Here is a 15,304-nt window from a genome sequence, read left to right on the forward strand (position 1 = left end):
CGCGCCTCCACGACGAAGGAGAGGAACGGCACAACGCCGCCCGCCGCGATGAGGATGAAGCGCGTGAACGACCAGCGCATCCGCTGCCACAGCAGGAAGTCGCTGATGAGGTAGACGACGTAGATGTTGCCGTGGACGATCTGGATGATGAGGCTCAGGTTGGTGCCCGTGGAGCGTGTCGGCGGGCGAGAGGCGCCAGGAAGCCGGACGGCCCGTTCAGCTCGAGCTCGTAGCCCGCGCCCGCGAGGTACTGCAGCGAGCCCGTCCGCGAGCTGGAGCCCGGGCAGGCACTCGAAGCCCATCTCGACGACGAGGAGCAGGAGGAACGCGCCGGTGATGAACGCCATGACGCGGTAGAAAGGCGAGGACCCTCCGGATCTGCGGGACGTCGGAGCGCTTGAGTCCGTAGGCCATGCGGCGATACCTGCCCGGTCGAGGCGTCTGCACAGGCTCCCGGGGCGGGAGGCCCCGGCGGGTGCCGCGAGGTCGTCCTCGCGGGAGCCCTCGTCGTCGTCCTCGTCCTCGTCCTCGCGGTAGCCGGGCTGCTCCGCGTCCAGGTGTCGCGGACGGTCCGGTACCAGATGACGATCGCGAAGATCGCGAAGACCGCCCACTCCGCCGCGTAGAAGATGTTGAGCCAGTTGAGCTGCACGGCCTCGCTCGGCGGCGGGGAGTCGATGTCCGCGAGTCCCGCGATGGGCGACGACGCCACGATGAAGCCGTTGTAGACGGCGCCGACGTCGCCCGGCCAGAGGTTCACGAGGGCCGCGGTGCTGAGCCGCGTCATGCGCTCGGGATCCTGGCCCGAGCCGGGCGGCTCCGGCTGCTCGCTCGGCAGGAACCGGCCGACGACCTCGACGACCCCGGTCGGCGCCCCGTCGCCCGCGTCCAGGGCGGCGGCCACGCGCGCGGCCTCCGTGTCCGTCTCGGCCCAGCCGAGCGCCACGGGCACGCTGTCGGGCAGGGCTCCCTGGTCGGGGTCCGCGGGGACGCCGGCGTCGGTGATGGCGAGGTGTCCGACGACCCAGGCACCGGTGCGATCGTCGTTCCGGCGGTCGGCGACGACGACGAAGTCGCCGGGGACGAGGGTGCCGGAGACCGTGACCATGTGGCCCGCGGACCGATCCGTCACATAGCCCTGCGGCTCGACGAGGGTGCCGAGCGGGAGCGCCGTCTCCGTGTCGCGCTCGATCACGACGCCGGACTCGACCGCGCGCGCCAGCTGCCACTGGCCGAGGGCGGCGAAGCCGGCCGCGATGACCAGCGCGAGCGCCAGCAGCGCGACCGAGCGGGGGCGGCGGGCGACCTGGCCGATGGTGGGGCCGGGAGCCTCGGGTCCGGGTCCAGCGGATTCCGAGGCCGGCCGGGCCGGAGGCGGGGGTGCGGTCATCGGGTGCGTGCGTCATCAGTAGTCGGGTTCCCGTTCGCGGGTGGGTGGTGTCCAGGTGTCGTGGTCGGACTGCTGTCCGGCCTGCTCGGCGCGACGGCGGTCGGGTGCGGGATGGGCGTCCGCCTCCCCTCGGCCGCGGGCGAGCCCGGGGACGCCGTGGCGCCGCGCGTGCCCTCCGCCTCGGGCCCGGTGCCCGGCGTCGTGCCGCGTCCCGGCGCACCGGGGCGGGCCCCGGCGACCGCGAGCCCGTCGTCGTACGCGGATGCCGCGGCAGGAGCGTCGCCGCGCTCGGCGGCCTCGAACAGCGCGAGCGCTCCGGCGCGCTCCGCGTCGCGCTCGGCCTTCTCGGCGGCGCGCCGGGTCGCGGACCGGTAGCGGGTGGGGAGCACGGCCGTGCCGATGCGCACCGAGTTGGCGGCGAGCAGCGGGCCCATGATCGCCATGACGAGCACGTACAGGCCGGCGAACGGCTGGATCCGCTCGTCGAGTCCCGCGGAGAGCGACAGCGTCGCGAGGATGAGCGCGAACTCGCCCCGGTTCTGCAGGATGAAGGCCGTGTTGATGCCCGCCTGGGCCCCGTGGCCGTTCAGCCACGCGACGAACTGCCCGGCGATGAGGTTGAGCACGAAGGTCATCACCACGGCGACCAGGACCGGCACGACCACCGTCGGGAACTCGCCGGGATCGAGCGCCAGGCCGAAGTTGAGGAAGAAGAACGCGCCGAAGACGTCGCGCAGCGGGATCGCGATCTGCTCGATGCGGTTGCGCATGCGGGTCGCGCCGAGCACGAGCCCGATGAGGAAGGCGCCGATCGCGTCGGTCACGCCGAGCACCTCGCCGATGCCGCCGAAGAGGATGGCGAGCCCGAAGAACAGGACCGTGAACAGCTCGACGTCGCGCGTGCGCAGGAATCGGGACAGGAACGCGCCGCCCTTCCTCGCGACGGTGAACATCACGACGAGGAACGCGAACGACACGGCGAGCTGCCCCACCACCGCCCAGGGCTCGGTCTGGCCGCTGAGCACGACCGACACGATGGCGAGGTAGACGGCGATGAAGATGTCCTCGACCACGGTCACCCCGAGGATCATGGGCGTCTCGTCGTTGGCGAGGCGGTTGAGCTCGATGAGCAGCTTGGTGACGATGGCGCTCGAGGAGGTCGCCGTCATGCCGGCGATGATGAGTGCCTCCCGGGTCCCCCACCCGAGCGCGAACCCGAACGCGAAGCCGACGCCCATGTTGATGAGCACGTAGGAGCCGCCGGAGACGATGAGCTTCCCGGCGTTGCCGAAGACTCGTCCTGGTCGAACTCCAGGCCGAGGTTGAACAGGAGCAGGATCAGGCCGAAGACGGCGATCAGCTCGATGTGCCCGAGGCGAAGTCGAGGGGGACCCAGTGGACGCTCGGGCTGGCGAGGAGCCCGACGGCGGCATGTAGATGGGGATCGCGGGCGGGCCGATGCGCTTGCCGAGCTGGCCGAACGCGAGCAGGCGAGGACGAACAGCAGGCCGAGGACGATGAGGTCGTGGCCGTGGTGCACCCGCTACCCTCCGTCCGGCGCGGAGCCGGATGCGGGGACGGTGCGGGAACTGGCCCGTCCGATAGAACGCGAAGGCCTTGGCCACCTTCTCGGGCGAGCCGGCGACCACGAGCGTGTCAGCCCGGGTAGACGGTGAAGTCGTCGGCGGGGGCCGGGTCCGCCGAGTCGCCGCGCACCACCGCCACGACCGTGAGGCCGACGACGCCGCGGGAGGCGAGGTTGCCGAGCGCCTGCCCGGCGATGTGGTCGTCGTAGTCGACGGTGAACCAGTCGATGCTGAGGCCCGGGATCTGGTCGAGCTTGTCGATCGACTCGGTGATCCAGGGTGCCGCCCAGCAGCTCCGCGAGCGTGTGGGCCTCGTCCTCGCTGAGGCGCAAGGACACCTTCTGCGTGTCGGGTCCGTCCTGCTCCTCGGAGAAGGTGATCAGGTCGCTGTGGCCGGAGCGGTGCGCGATGACGCCGACCTTGCCCCCGTCGTCGGTGATGAAGGTGTGCAGCACGCCGACACCCGGCAGCTTGACGCGACGGACCTCCGCCATGCGCGCACCTCCCTCTTCCTGACGATCACAACGCGGGCCGCGCCCCGCATGTTCCCGGACCGCGGACGCGGAGCGGACCGGCCGGGCGGCCGGCGCGGACTACTTGCCGTACGGCGCGACGACGACCTCGACGCGCTGGAACTCCTTGAGGTCGGAATAGCCGGTGGTGGCCATGGCGCGACGCAGGGCGCCGACCAGGTTGGCGCTGCCGTCGGCGGTGGTGGACGGAGCGGTCGAGGATCTGCTCCAGCGGGCCGACCTGGTCGACGCGGACGCGGTGGCCGCGGGGCAGCTCCGCGTGGTGCGCCTCGGCGCCCCAGTGGAAGCCCTGGCCGGGCGCGTCCGTCGCGCGGGCGAGGGTCGAGCCGAGCATGACCGCGTCGGCGCCGACCGCGATGGCCTTGACGATGTCGCCCGAGCTGCCGAGACCGCCGTCGGCGATGACGTGCACGTAGCGGCCGCCGGACTCGTCCATGTAGTCGCGACGGGCGCCGGCGACGTCGGAGAGCGCGGTGGCCATGGGGGCGTGGATGCCGAGCGTCGAGCGCGTCGTGGACGCCGCTCCCCGCCGAAGCCGACGAGGACGCCGGCCGCACCGGTGCGCATGAGGTGCAGGGCCGCCGTGTACGTGGCCGCGCCGCCGACGATGACGGGCACGTCGAGCTCGTAGATGAACTCCTTGAGGTTGAGCGGGGCCGCGGCCTTGGAGACGTGCTCGGCGGACACGGTGGTGCCGCGGATGACGAACAGGTCGATCCCGGCGGCGACGACGGTCTCGTAGTGATCGGCGGTGCGCTGCGGCGAGAGGGCCGCGGCGACCACGACGCCGGCCGCGCGGATCTCCGCGATGCGCGCCGTGATGAGCTCGGGCTTGATGGGCTCGGAGTAGATCTGCTGCATGCGCCGCGTCGCGGACTCGGGCGGCAGCGAGCGGATCTCCTCGAGGAGCCGCTCGGGGTGCTCGTAGCGGGTCCACAGGCCCTCGAGGTCGAGCACGCCGACCCCGCCGAGGCGGCCCATCGCGATGGCCGTGGCCGGGGAGACCACGGAGTCCATGGGCGCCGCGAGGAAGGGGATCTCGAACTGGTAGGCGTCGATCGACCAGGCGACCGACACGTCCTGCGGGTCGCGTGTGCGCCTCGACGGGACGATGGCGATGTCGTCGAACGCGAACACCCGGCGGGCCCGCTTGGCGCGGCCGATCTCTACATCACTCACCCGCACAGCCTAGCGGCGGGCCGCTGGACGGCCAGCCGACGCCGGAGGCGCTCCGCGCGCGGCCGGAGGCGAGGCCGGCTCGTCGCACGGGCTCGAGGCCCGCGTGCACGAGGAGCACGCGCAGCCGCCCGGGGCCCAGCACGTCCCGCTCGGTGACGTCGACCATGCGCCAGCCCGCAGGATCGCCCGACGGTCCGCGGCCGACCGCGGCCGGCACGGATGGCGGGGTCGGCGGGGTCGGCGGGACGATCCTCAGTCCGACGCGGTCGCCCGGCCAGGCCAGGGCGACGCGCCCGTGTCCCTCGACGTGCACGCCGAGCTCCGGGCGGGCCATCCCGATCTCCGCCGCGACGCCCCGCGCGACGGACTCCGCCGGGCCCTGCGCAGCACCCTCCGCGGCCCCGACCAGGAGCGCGGACCGCCGGCTCCACGGGCCGGGGCCGCGCAGCATCCGCTCCGCCTCGAGGCCCGCGCGGGTGACGGGCGAGGGGCGGCTCGCACCGAGCGCGTCATCGAGCGCGACGAGGCCGTGCGCGAACCAGCCCGGTGCGCGCGGCGCCGCCTCCCGCACGGCCGCCATCGCCGCCTCGTGCGACGCGGCCAGCGCCGTCGCGGCGAGTGCGGGCGGCGGCACTCCCCCTCCGGCCGCCACGAGGGGGGACCGCCCGCCCGCCGGATCCCGCACGACGCGCGTGCCCGACCGGCGCGCGGCCGCTCGCCCCGGCACGTGCAGGAGCGTCACGAGCTGCGGCCACGGCGCGATGCGCGGCAGCGCGTGCACGGCAGCGGCGGACGCACCGCCGATCACGACGGGCGTCGTCGACGCGCAGGCGAGCGCCCGGATGCGCAGGAGGTGCCGTTCGCGACCCGACACGGCCTCCCAGCCGCTCCTCTCGACGTGGACCCCGGCGCGCAGCCGCACGAGCTCCCCCGCGCCTCGGCCCGTGCGACCGTCGCGGCGCCGGCGCGGTCGTGCGCCCCGATGCGCGCCTCGGAGCCGCCCTCCGCACGCGCCGCACGCGCGCACGGCAGGCCGGCGGAGACCGGGCCGGACAGGATCAGGACCACGTCGCACGGCCCCAGCACCCCCGCCCCGAGGAGGTCGGGCACGGCGTCCGGGTCGGGGTACGGGTCGGGGTACGGGGACATGACCGCACTGTGCCGCGCATCCCGGACCCCGGGCGCTCTCCGCCGTGACCCCGGGACGACGGCCGCCGCGCGCGTCTGTGAGGGACGGCGCCCGGCCTCCCGACGCGACCGCGCGACCGCCACCGGGGACGCGCGAGGGGCCGGCGCTGTCCGCGCCGGCCCCTCGTCCTCACCGCGCGTGACGCGCGGCCCCGCGCCTCAGCGGCGGTAGTTGGGCGCCTCGACGACCATCTGCACGTCGTGGGGGTGCGACTCCTTGAGCCCGGCCGCCGTGATGCGCACGAAGCGCCCGCGGTCCTTGAGCTCGCCCACCGTGCGCGCCCCGACGTAGAACATGGACTGCCGGAGGCCGCCCGTGAGCTGGTACACCATGTTCGCGAGCGACCCGCGGTAGGGCGCCTGGCCCTCGATGCCCTCGGGGATGAGCTTGTCGTCGCTCGGCACGTCCGACTGGAAGTAGCGGTCCTTCGAGTAGGAGGTCTTCGAGCCGCGGGTCTGGAGCGCGCCGAGCGAGCCCATCCCCCGGTAGCTCTTGAACTGCTTGCCGCCGACGAACATGAGGTCGCCCGGGCTCTCGTCGCAGCCCGCGAGGAGGCTGCCGAGCATGACGGTGTCGGCGCCGGCGACGAGCGCCTTCGCGATGTCCCCCGAGTACTGCAGGCCGCCGTCGGCGATGACCGGGATGCCGGCGGCGCGCGCGGCGAGCGACGCCTCGTAGACGGCGGTGACCTGGGGCACGCCCACGCCCGCCACGACGCGGGTGGTGCAGATCGGATCCCGGACCGACGCCGACCTTGATGGCGTCCGCGCCTGCGTCGATGAGCGCCTGGGCGCCCGACCGGGTGGCGACGTTGCCGCCGATCACGTCGACGTGCGACGTCGCCGGGTCGGACTTCAGGCGGCGGATGATGTCGAGCACGCCCTTGCTGTCGCCGTTCGCGGTGTCCACGACGAGCACGTCGACGCCCGCCTCCACGAGGGCCAGCGCGCGCTGCCAGGCGTCGCCGAAGAACCCGATGGCCGCGCCGACGCGGAGCCGCCCCTCGGAGTCCTTGGTGGCGTCCGGGTACTGCTCGGACTTGTCGAAGTCCTTGACGGTGATGAGGCCGCGGAGCTTGCCGGCGTCGTCGACCAGGGGGAGCTTCTCGATCTTGTGCTCCGCGAAGATCGCGATCGCGTGGTCGGGGTCGATGCCGACCTCGCCCGTGATGAGCGGGGTGCGCGTCATGACGTCGCGGACGAGCGTCGTCGCCGCCTGGACGGGCGAGACGAAGCGCATGTCCCGGTTGGTGATGATGCCGACGAGGGTGCCGTCGGACTCGACGACGGGGAGGCCGGAGACGCGGAACTGGCCGCAGAGCGCGTCCACCTCGGCGACGGTGGCGTCGGGTCGCGTCGTGACCGGGTTCGTGATCATGCCCGACTCGCTGCGCTTGACCTTGTCGACGAAGGCCGCCTGGTCCTCGATGGAGAGGTTGCGGTGGATCACGCCGAGCCCGCCCTGGCGGGCCATCGCGATGGCCATGCGCGCCTCGGTGACGGTGTCCATCGCCGAGGAGAGGAGGGGAGCCGCGACGCTGATGTTGCGGGTGAGGCGGGACGTGGTGTCCGCCTCGCTGGGGATGACGTCGGTGTGCCCCGGGAGGAGCATGACGTCGTCGTAGGTGAGGCCGATGACGCCGAACGGGTCGGACTGATCCAAGTTCCCTCCAGGGGGGTGAGAGGCGGACGATGCACCCGGGGGACCGCGTCGGCAACCGGTGTGTCGATGTTAACGGTCGTGCTCCCGCGCTATTCCCGCGCTAGCACGCCGCCGCGCGCCGTGGACTCGAAACATCCAGGACATAATCAGCACGTACTGTCAACCAACGTCGTCCTGACGGTAGTCGCGGTGCCTGTGCGGATGTGCCCATCCCACGGCTCCCCCTATGGAGGTCTAGTGATAGCCACTGGTTCGGCCGGAGCACGCGCGCAGCGCATGTGGGCCCTGATTCTCGCGGTGGCGTTCGCCTGCGCCGCACTCGTCCTCACGGCCCCGGCGGGTGCTCACGCGGATCCCCGCGCGGCGCCCAGGCCGTCGACCCGGCGTCCGCCGAGCAGTCCCTGCTCGTGTGGGTCCGGGCGGACGCCGACAAGACCGGCATCGCCGGCGTCACCGTCACGGTGTCGGGCGGCGGCGTCGACGCCACCGGCACGACCGACGCGGAGGGCAAGGCGGAGGTCGGGCTGTCCGCCCCCGGGTCGTTCACCGTCGAGGTCGACGAGTCCACGGTCCCCGAGGGCGCGGGCATCCCCCGCGCGGGATCGAGCCCCCGCGAGATCGACGTCGCCGCCGGCAACAAGAACGTGCCGGCCTTCTTCTTCCTCTCCCCCGACGGCGGCGCGGCGGCGGGCCCGAGCCCCACGCCGAGCACCGACGCGGGCACGTCCACGGGCGGCGAGACCGCCGCCCCGGACACCGAGACCGGCACGGTCTCGGGCACCGCGGAGCCGGTGTCGGGCAACAACTTCTGGAAGATCTTCTGGCCCAAGGTGGTGACGGGCCTCATCTTCGGCCTCCTCCTCGCCCTCGCCGCCATCGGCCTCTCCCTCATCTACGGCACGACCGGCCTCAACAACTTCGCGCACGGCGAGCTGGTGACCTTCGGGGCCCTGATGGCCTACCTCTTCAGCAACGTGCTGGGGCTCGACCCGGTGCTCGCGATCCTCATCACGGTGGTGCTCGGCGGGGCCTTCGGCTACACGCAGGACGCCGCGATCTGGAAGCCGCTCCGGCGGCGGAACCTCGGCCTCGTGCCGCTGATGATCGTCACCATCGGCCTGTCGCTCGCGCTGCGCTACCTCTTCCAGTTCATCTTCGGCGCCGACCGCCTGACGCTGCCGAACAGCCCCGCGCCGTTCCTCGTCGTCGGGCCGGTGAGCCTCAAGTTCACGGACGTCGCCGGAGCGGTGGTCTCCATCGTGCTGCTGCTCGCCGTCGCGTACGTGCTGCTCTACACGAAGATCGGCAAGGCCACCCGCGCCGTCTCGGACAACCGCTCGCTGGCGGCCGCGTCCGGCATCGACGTGGAGCGGGTCATCCGCGTGGTCTGGGTCGGCGGCGCGGCCCTCGCGGCGCTGTCCGGCGTCTTCATCGCCTACTACCAGTCGCTGCGCTGGGACACGGGCGCCTCGATCCTGCTGCTCGTCTTCTCCGCCGTCGTCCTCGGCGGCCTGGGGACGGCGTTCGGCGCCCTCATCGGCTCGATCGTGATCGGCGTCTTCATCAACGTCAGCACCATGGTCCTGCCCGAGAACATGAAGTACGTGGCCGCTCTCGTGGTCATGATCGTCATCCTGCTCGTCAGGCCCCAGGGCATCCTGGGCCGGAAAGATCGGATCGGTTAGCCGCGCATGAACACCAACTTCATCTTCCTGGCGATCGGCGAGATCTTCTCGCCGACCACCGCGGCGTACGCGCTCGCGACCGTCGGCCTCGTGATCCACTTCGGCTTCACGGGCCTGCTCAACTTCGGCCAGGCCGGATTCATGGCCATCGGCGGGTACGCGTTCGCCATCACGGCGGTCATGTACGACTGGCCCGTCTGGGCGTCCCTGCTCGCGGCGATCGTCGCGTCCACCGTCTTCGCGCTGATCCTCGGGATCCCCACGCTCCGGCTGCGGGCGGACTACCTCAGCATCGTCACCATCGCCGCGGCCGAGATCATCCGCCTCAGCGTCAAGACACCCCGAGTTCTCGAGCGTCACCGGCGGTTCCGAGGGCATCAACGGCGCGGCCGCGGGGTTCAACGACCTCAACCCGCTGCCCGAGGGCCGCTTCGGGGCGGGCGTCCTCACCTACTCCGCCGACCAGTGGTGGATCCGCATCGTGGGCTGGGGCCTCGTCGGCATCGCCTGCCTCCTGGTCTTCCTCCTCATGCGCAGCCCCTGGGGCCGTGTGCTCAAGGGCGTGCGCGAGGACGAGGACGCGGTCCGCGCGCTCGGCAAGAACGTGTACTCCTACAAGATGCAGGCGCTCGTGCTCGGCGGCGTGTTCGGCGGGCTCGCGGGCGTGGTCTTCATCCTCCCGAGGTCGCTGCAACCCGACAACTACGGCACGCAGCTCACGTTCTTCCTGTACACGATCATGCTGCTGGGCGGTGCCGCCACGATCTTCGGCCCCGTCATCGGCTCGATCATCTTCTGGGTCACGCTGTCGCTGTCGGACGGCCTGCTCAGCCTCGCGGTCACGAACGACTGGCTGCCCATCTCGAGCACCCAGCAGGGCCCGATCCGCTTCATCATCGTGGGCGTCGCGCTCATGCTGCTCGTGATCTTCCGACCACAGGGCATCTTCGGGAAGAAGAAGGAGACGCACTTTGCCTGACAAGACCCCGGTCTCGGCCATCCTCGACGGCGACGCCGGTCCGGGCTGCGCCAAGAAGGACCCCATCATCGTCGCGCACGGCGTGAGCCGGCAGTTCGGCGGCCTCAAGGCGGTGGACGTCGACCACCTCGAGATCCCACGCGGCTCCATCACGGCCCTCATCGGCCCGAACGGCGCCGGCAAGACGACCTTCTTCAACCTGCTGACCGGCTTCGACAAGCCGAACACCGGCAAGTGGGAGTTCTCCGGCCGGAACCTCGCCGGGATGAGCGCGTTCCGCGTCGCCCGCCTCGGCATGGTGCGCACGTTCCAGCTCACGAAGGCGCTCGGCGGCATGACGGTGCTGGAGAACATGCGCCTCGGCGCCACCGGCCAGGGTGGCGAGAACTTCTTCTCCGCGCTGATCCGCCCCCTGTGGAGCCGCAAGGAGGACGAGATCACGGAGCGCGCCCGCGGGCTCCTGCGGAAGTTCAAGCTCGACGCCAAGGAGGAGGACTACGCGGCCAGCCTCTCCGGCGGACAGCGGAAGCTCCTCGAGATGGCCCGCGCGCTCATGACCCGCCCTCAGCTCGTCATGCTCGACGAGCCCATGGCCGGCGTCAACCCGGCGCTGACGCAGTCGCTCCTCCACCACATCCTCGACCTCAAGACCGAGGGCATGACCGTGCTGTTCGTCGAGCACGACATGCACATGGTCAACGAGATCGCCGACTGGGTGGTCGTGATGGCCGAGGGCCGCATCGTCGCCGAGGGCCCGCCCTCGACGGTGATGAGCGACCCGGCCGTCATCGACGCCTACCTCGGCGCGCACCACGACACCGACCTCGGCACGCTCACGGGCCAGCGCGAGGTGGCGAAGGACATGGAGTCCGACCTCGTCAAGGAAGAGATCGAGAAGGAAGCGGCAGAGAAGTGACGGTAGAGCGGGTCCTCCAGACCACCGACCTCCACGCGGGCTACCTGCCCGGGGTGAACATCCTCAACGGGTGCAACGTGCACGTCGACAAGGGCGAGCTCGTCGGGATCATCGGCCCGAACGGCGCCGGCAAGTCGACGCTGCTGAAGGCGATCTTCGGGCAGGTGAACGTGCGCGGCGGCAGCATCGAGCTGAACGGCCAGGACATCACCGGGCTGAAGGCCGACAAGCTCGTGTCCCGCGGCGTCGGCATGGTGCCGCAGAACAACAACGTGTTCCCGACCCTCACCATCGACGAGAACCTGCAGATGGGGGTCTACCAGAAGCCCCGGATGTACAAGGAGCGGCTGGCGTTCGTCACCGACCTGTTCCCGGAGCTCGGCAAGCGCCTCAAGCAGCGCGCCGGGTCCCTCTCCGGCGGCGAGCGGCAGATGGTCGCCATGTCGCGCGCGCTCATGATGGACCCGACGGTGCTGCTGCTCGACGAGCCGAGCGCGGGCCTGTCCCCCGTCCGTCAGGACGAGACGTTCATCAACGTCGCGCAGATCAACCGCGCGGGCGTCTCGGTCATGATCGTCGAGCAGAACGCCCGCCGGGCCCTGCAGATCTGCGACCGCGGCTACGTGCTCGACCAGGGCAAGGACGCCTACGAGGGCCGGGGGCGCGAGCTTCATGAACGACCCGAAGGTCATCGAGCTGTACCTCGGCACGCTCGCCGCCGACCAGGAGAAGGCCAAGGCGGCGCCGCAGCCCTGACCCGCTCCTCGCACCGTCCGACGCGGCATCCCCTCGGGGGTGCCGCGTCGTCGTGTGGGGCCCGCGAGGCGCCCGTCCGAGGGCAGATGGGGCCGACGGGGCTCCAGGCTGTCGCAGCGCGTCCCGGCGCCGCTGACGGCCGCGGCGCTGGGCATGCGGCGCGCATCCGCCCGTCCGCCATCGGGCCTCGGATCCGCGCACAGGCGACGTCGACCCAGTTCCCCGGACGACGTGGCCGCGTGCGCAGCACCGCTGGGCTCTCGCCCCGAGATGCGGCCTCGTGCGCACCGGGCGCTGTCGGCCGAGGCCCCGGCCCCACGCGCGATGCGGATCACCCGGCCTTATCCCGCATGCCGTCGCCCACGCAGGGGAACACACGGCCTTATCCCGCATGCCGTCGCCCACGCGGCGGAGGAGGGGAGACGCCGAAGGGCCCGGTCCATGCGGACCGGGCCCCTCGGGACGTGCGTGCTGCGGTGCTAGTCGAGCTTGCCGTAGACCTGCTCGGAGAAGGTCTGGACGTTGCCCTCCTCGTACTTGTAGACGGAGACGTACGCCTCGGTCGGGTCGCCGTTCTCATCCCACGTGATGGGGCCGGAGATGCCGTCGTAGTCGATGTCGGTGCCGTCGGCGATGAGCTTCGCGCAGTCGGCGAACGACTCGCACTTGGTGCCGCCCTCGGAGACGGACTGCAGGTTGTCCTTCAGCGTCGCGCCGTCGGTCGCGCCGCCCTGGAGGGCGGCGAGGGCGAGGAGCGTCGTGCCGTCGTAGGACTCGGCGGCGTAGCTGAAGACGGTCAGCTCGGGGTCGCCGTCGGCCTTGACCATGTCCTGCAGACGACCCTGGAAGTCCTCCTTGGCCTCGACGCCGGGGTTCGTGAACTGCGCACCCGCGATGTCGACGTTGGTGTCGGTCTCCTTGATGACGCCGTAGTTGCCGTCCGTGCCGTAGAAGTTCGCGAAGTCGAAGCCCTTGGACGCGAGCTGGTCGGCGATCGTCTTGATCTCGTCGAACGAGATGACCACGAGCGCGTCGGGGTTCGGGGCGAGCACCGACGTGATGGCGCTGTTGAAGTCCGTGGCGGACGGCTCGAACACCGACTCGGCGGCGATGGTGGCGCCACCCTCCTCGAGCGTCTTCTTGATGTTCTCGCGGAGGCCGGTGCCGTACGCGTCGTTCATGTAGAGGATGGAGACGTTCGTCTTGCCGTCCTGGAGGATCTTGTTGCCGAGGATGCGGCCCTGGAGCACGTCCGAGGGGGCGGTGCGCCAGTAGTAGCCGTCGTCCTCGTAGGTCGTGAAGTCGGGCGACGTGTTCGCGGGCGACAGCTGGACGACGCCGGCCTGCGTGACCTGGTCGATGAAGGTCTTCGAGACGCCGGAGGACGCGGCACCGAGGATGGCGCTGTTGCCGTCCGCGATGAGCGACGTGGCCGACTGGCTCGCGATGTCGGTGGTGGTGTCGCCCGAGTCCTTGTCGGTGACGGAGACCGTGATGCCGGCCTTGGCATCGTTGATGTCCTGCTCGGCGAGGTGGACGCCCGCGAACTCGGGCGGGCCGAGGACGGCCAGCGAGCCGGTCTGGGGCAGGATCGTGCCGATCTTGAGTTCCAGGCCGCCGTCGCCCGTGGTGCCTCCGCTGCCGCTGTCGCCGCTGCCGCCGGAGCAGCCGGCCAGGACGAGGGCGCCGGCCACCGCGATGGTGACGGCGCTGAGGGCGGTGCGGGCGGATCGTGAGCGGGAGGCCGAAGCCCTGCCGAATGCGCTCATGGTGCTCCTTATGGATGTGTGTGGTGATGCTCGGGAATGTGGTGCATGAGGCACGCGAATGCGCGCCTCGCCTGGTGCGACCCTATGGCGCGCGTGAGACGGACACAATGCATCGGCATTTCCGGCGTGTAACGCGACCCGATCGTTACCTTTCGCGGAATGCGCGACGGGATCCGAATCAGATGCCCTCGACCACCGCCGGATCCCTCCGGATCGGCACGGAGGGCGACGAGGCGCGACGCGCCGTCCGGAGCATGTCGATGGTGAGCAGCACGAGCGCCGCCCACACGATCGCGAAGCCCGCCCAGCGCTCCGGCGGCATCGCCTCGTGCATCACGAACACCCCGAAGGCGAACTGCAGCAGGGGCGCGAGGTACTGCGTGAGGCCGATCACGGAGAGCGGCAGGCGGCCCGCGGCGAACCCGAACAGGAGCAGCGGCCCCGCGGTCACGACGCCGGTGCTCACCAGGAGGAGCGTGTGCCCCAGCGAGACGGTGCCGATGGTGAGGCCCGCCCCCGCGCCGGTGATCACGAGCATGGTCGTGGCGGCGGGCACGAGCCAGGCGGTCTCCAGGGCGAGCCCGGAGAGCGCGTCCGCCCCGCCGCTGACGCGCTTCTTCACGAGTCCGTACAGGCCGAACGAGCCGGCGAGCGCCAGGGAGACCCACGGGAGCTGCCCGTAGCCGACCGCGATGACCGCGACCGCGACGGCGCTCAGCCCGACGGCCGTCCACTGCAGGGGACGGAGTCGCTCCCGCAGGAGGAGGACGCCGAGGAGCACGGTGACGATGGGGTTGATGAAGTAGCCGAGCGCGGTCTCGACGACGTGGCCCGAGAGGGTGCCGTAGACGTAGACGGTCCAGTTGACGAGGATCAGGTGCCCGGCGAGCCCGAGGCCCAGGAGGATCCGCGGGCGTCGCACGATCGCGACCACGCGCGACCAGCGGCGCGCGACCGTGATGACGAGGGCGCAGACGACCAGCGAGAAGAGGATGCGCCAGCCGACGATCTCGAAGGCCCCCGCCGGCACCAGGAGGAGGAAGAAGACCGGCAGGACCCCCCACAGGCCGTACGCGCCGACGGCGGCGAGGAGGCCGGTGCGGGTCGAGGTCTCCGGGGAGGGCTGCGTCACCACCCGAGGCTAGCCCCGCGACCGGGGCCGGCCCGCCGGATGGGCCGCCGGACGCACGGGAGCCCGGCCGAACGCGTCGGCCGGGCTCCCGGGTGGTGCGGTGTCGCTAGACGACGAGCGTCAGCGCTCGATGACCGCGAGGACGTCGCGCGCGGAGAGGACGAGGAGGTCCTGGCCGTCGTACTTGACCTCGGTTCCGCCGTACTTGGAGTAGATGACCTTGTCGCCCACGGCGACGTCGAGCGGGACGCGGTTGCCGTTGTCGTCGATGCGGCCGGGGCCAACGGCCACGACCTCGCCCTCCTGGGGCTTCTCCTTGGCGGTGTCGGGGATGACCAGACCAGACGCGGTGGTCTGCTCGGCTTCGACCTGCTGGATGACGATGCGATCCTCGAGCGGCTTGATGGAGACCGACACGGTTGACCTCTTCCTTCGTGACTAAGGGACAAGACTTGATTGGCAATCCCCGGGGGAGAGTGCCAGGTGAGATTCTACGGGCTGGGCTTGCACTCGTGCAACGCGAGTGCC

At 71.5% G+C, this 15,304-nt stretch carries 8 protein-coding genes and 6 pseudogenes; 4 read left to right on the forward strand and 10 right to left on the reverse strand.

Annotated features, from left to right (window positions below; all coding sequences use genetic code 11):
- Nucleotides 1-8 precede the first annotated feature (8 nt).
- From ACZ411_RS08745 to guaB, 7 genes and pseudogenes are all read right to left on the reverse strand, one after another.
- Nucleotides 9-347, reverse strand: a pseudogene (locus tag ACZ411_RS08745) (DUF3817 domain-containing protein); the annotation flags it as partial.
- Nucleotides 348-655: 308 nt separating this feature from the next.
- Nucleotides 656-1,390, reverse strand: a pseudogene (locus tag ACZ411_RS08750) (SURF1 family cytochrome oxidase biogenesis protein); the annotation flags it as partial.
- On the reverse strand, nucleotides 1,387-3,039 hold the full coding sequence (locus ACZ411_RS08755; protein ID WP_464169933.1) for a cation:proton antiporter: 1,653 nt from the start codon (nucleotides 3,037-3,039) through the stop codon (nucleotides 1,387-1,389). The gene ACZ411_RS08755 and the pseudogene ACZ411_RS08750, both read right to left, overlap by 4 nt.
- Complete coding sequence (locus ACZ411_RS08760) at nucleotides 2,934-3,470, reverse strand: hypothetical protein (RefSeq protein WP_464169935.1); 537 nt, start codon at nucleotides 3,468-3,470, stop codon at nucleotides 2,934-2,936. The genes ACZ411_RS08755 and ACZ411_RS08760 overlap by 106 nt, the downstream gene beginning before the upstream one ends.
- A gap of 99 nt (nucleotides 3,471-3,569) precedes the next feature.
- A pseudogene (locus tag ACZ411_RS08765) lies at nucleotides 3,570-4,688 on the reverse strand (GuaB3 family IMP dehydrogenase-related protein).
- On the reverse strand, nucleotides 4,681-5,610 hold the full coding sequence (locus tag ACZ411_RS08770; protein ID WP_464169937.1) for a hypothetical protein: 930 nt from the start codon (nucleotides 5,608-5,610) through the stop codon (nucleotides 4,681-4,683). Before ACZ411_RS08770 ends, ACZ411_RS08765 begins: the two are co-directional and overlap by 8 nt.
- A gap of 425 nt (nucleotides 5,611-6,035) precedes the next feature.
- Nucleotides 6,036-7,539: pseudogene (gene guaB / locus ACZ411_RS08775) on the reverse strand (IMP dehydrogenase).
- A 407-nt stretch (nucleotides 7,540-7,946) separates the two neighbouring features.
- On the opposite strand from guaB, the gene ACZ411_RS08780 reads away from it, so the two are divergent.
- From ACZ411_RS08780 to ACZ411_RS08795, 4 genes and pseudogenes are all read left to right on the forward strand, one after another.
- Nucleotides 7,947-9,224: an ABC transporter permease subunit gene (locus ACZ411_RS08780; RefSeq protein ID WP_464169939.1), complete on the forward strand. Its 1,278-nt coding sequence runs from the start codon at nucleotides 7,947-7,949 to the stop codon at nucleotides 9,222-9,224.
- Nucleotides 9,225-9,230: 6 nt separating this feature from the next.
- Nucleotides 9,231-10,203, forward strand: a pseudogene (locus tag ACZ411_RS08785) (branched-chain amino acid ABC transporter permease).
- Nucleotides 10,196-11,119, forward strand: a complete 924-nt coding sequence (locus ACZ411_RS08790) for an ABC transporter ATP-binding protein (protein ID WP_094116561.1) — start codon at nucleotides 10,196-10,198, stop codon at nucleotides 11,117-11,119. The pseudogene ACZ411_RS08785 and the gene ACZ411_RS08790 overlap by 8 nt, the downstream one beginning before the upstream one ends.
- Nucleotides 11,116-11,875, forward strand: a pseudogene (locus ACZ411_RS08795) (ABC transporter ATP-binding protein). The gene ACZ411_RS08790 and the pseudogene ACZ411_RS08795 overlap by 4 nt, the downstream one beginning before the upstream one ends.
- Before the next feature lie 479 nt (nucleotides 11,876-12,354).
- Here the strand turns inward: ACZ411_RS08795 and ACZ411_RS08800 are convergent.
- From ACZ411_RS08800 to groES, 3 genes are all read right to left on the reverse strand, one after another.
- Nucleotides 12,355-13,644 carry an ABC transporter substrate-binding protein gene (locus tag ACZ411_RS08800; protein ID WP_094116563.1) on the reverse strand — a complete coding sequence of 430 codons (1,290 nt, stop codon included), beginning with the start codon at nucleotides 13,642-13,644 and terminating at the stop codon, nucleotides 12,355-12,357.
- 178 nt (nucleotides 13,645-13,822) lie between these two features.
- Nucleotides 13,823-14,776, reverse strand: a complete 954-nt coding sequence (gene rarD / locus ACZ411_RS08805) for an EamA family transporter RarD (RefSeq protein WP_464169942.1) — start codon at nucleotides 14,774-14,776, stop codon at nucleotides 13,823-13,825.
- Nucleotides 14,777-14,896: 120 nt separating this feature from the next.
- Nucleotides 14,897-15,193, reverse strand: coding sequence for a co-chaperone GroES (gene groES / locus ACZ411_RS08810; protein WP_012039257.1), 297 nt, complete (start codon nucleotides 15,191-15,193; stop codon nucleotides 14,897-14,899).
- Between the last annotated feature and the right edge of the window lie 111 nt (nucleotides 15,194-15,304).

Source organism: Clavibacter sp. AC415 (genome assembly GCF_979252985.1).

Coding starts and splice junctions, on each gene's coding strand:
- ACZ411_RS08760 (WP_464169935.1), bottom strand. CDS start 3,470: ATGGCGGAGGTCCGTCGCGTCAAGCTGCCGGGTGTCGGCGTGCTGCAC.
- ACZ411_RS08800 (WP_094116563.1), bottom strand. CDS start 13,644: ATGAGCGCATTCGGCAGGGCTTCGGCCTCCCGCTCACGATCCGCCCGC.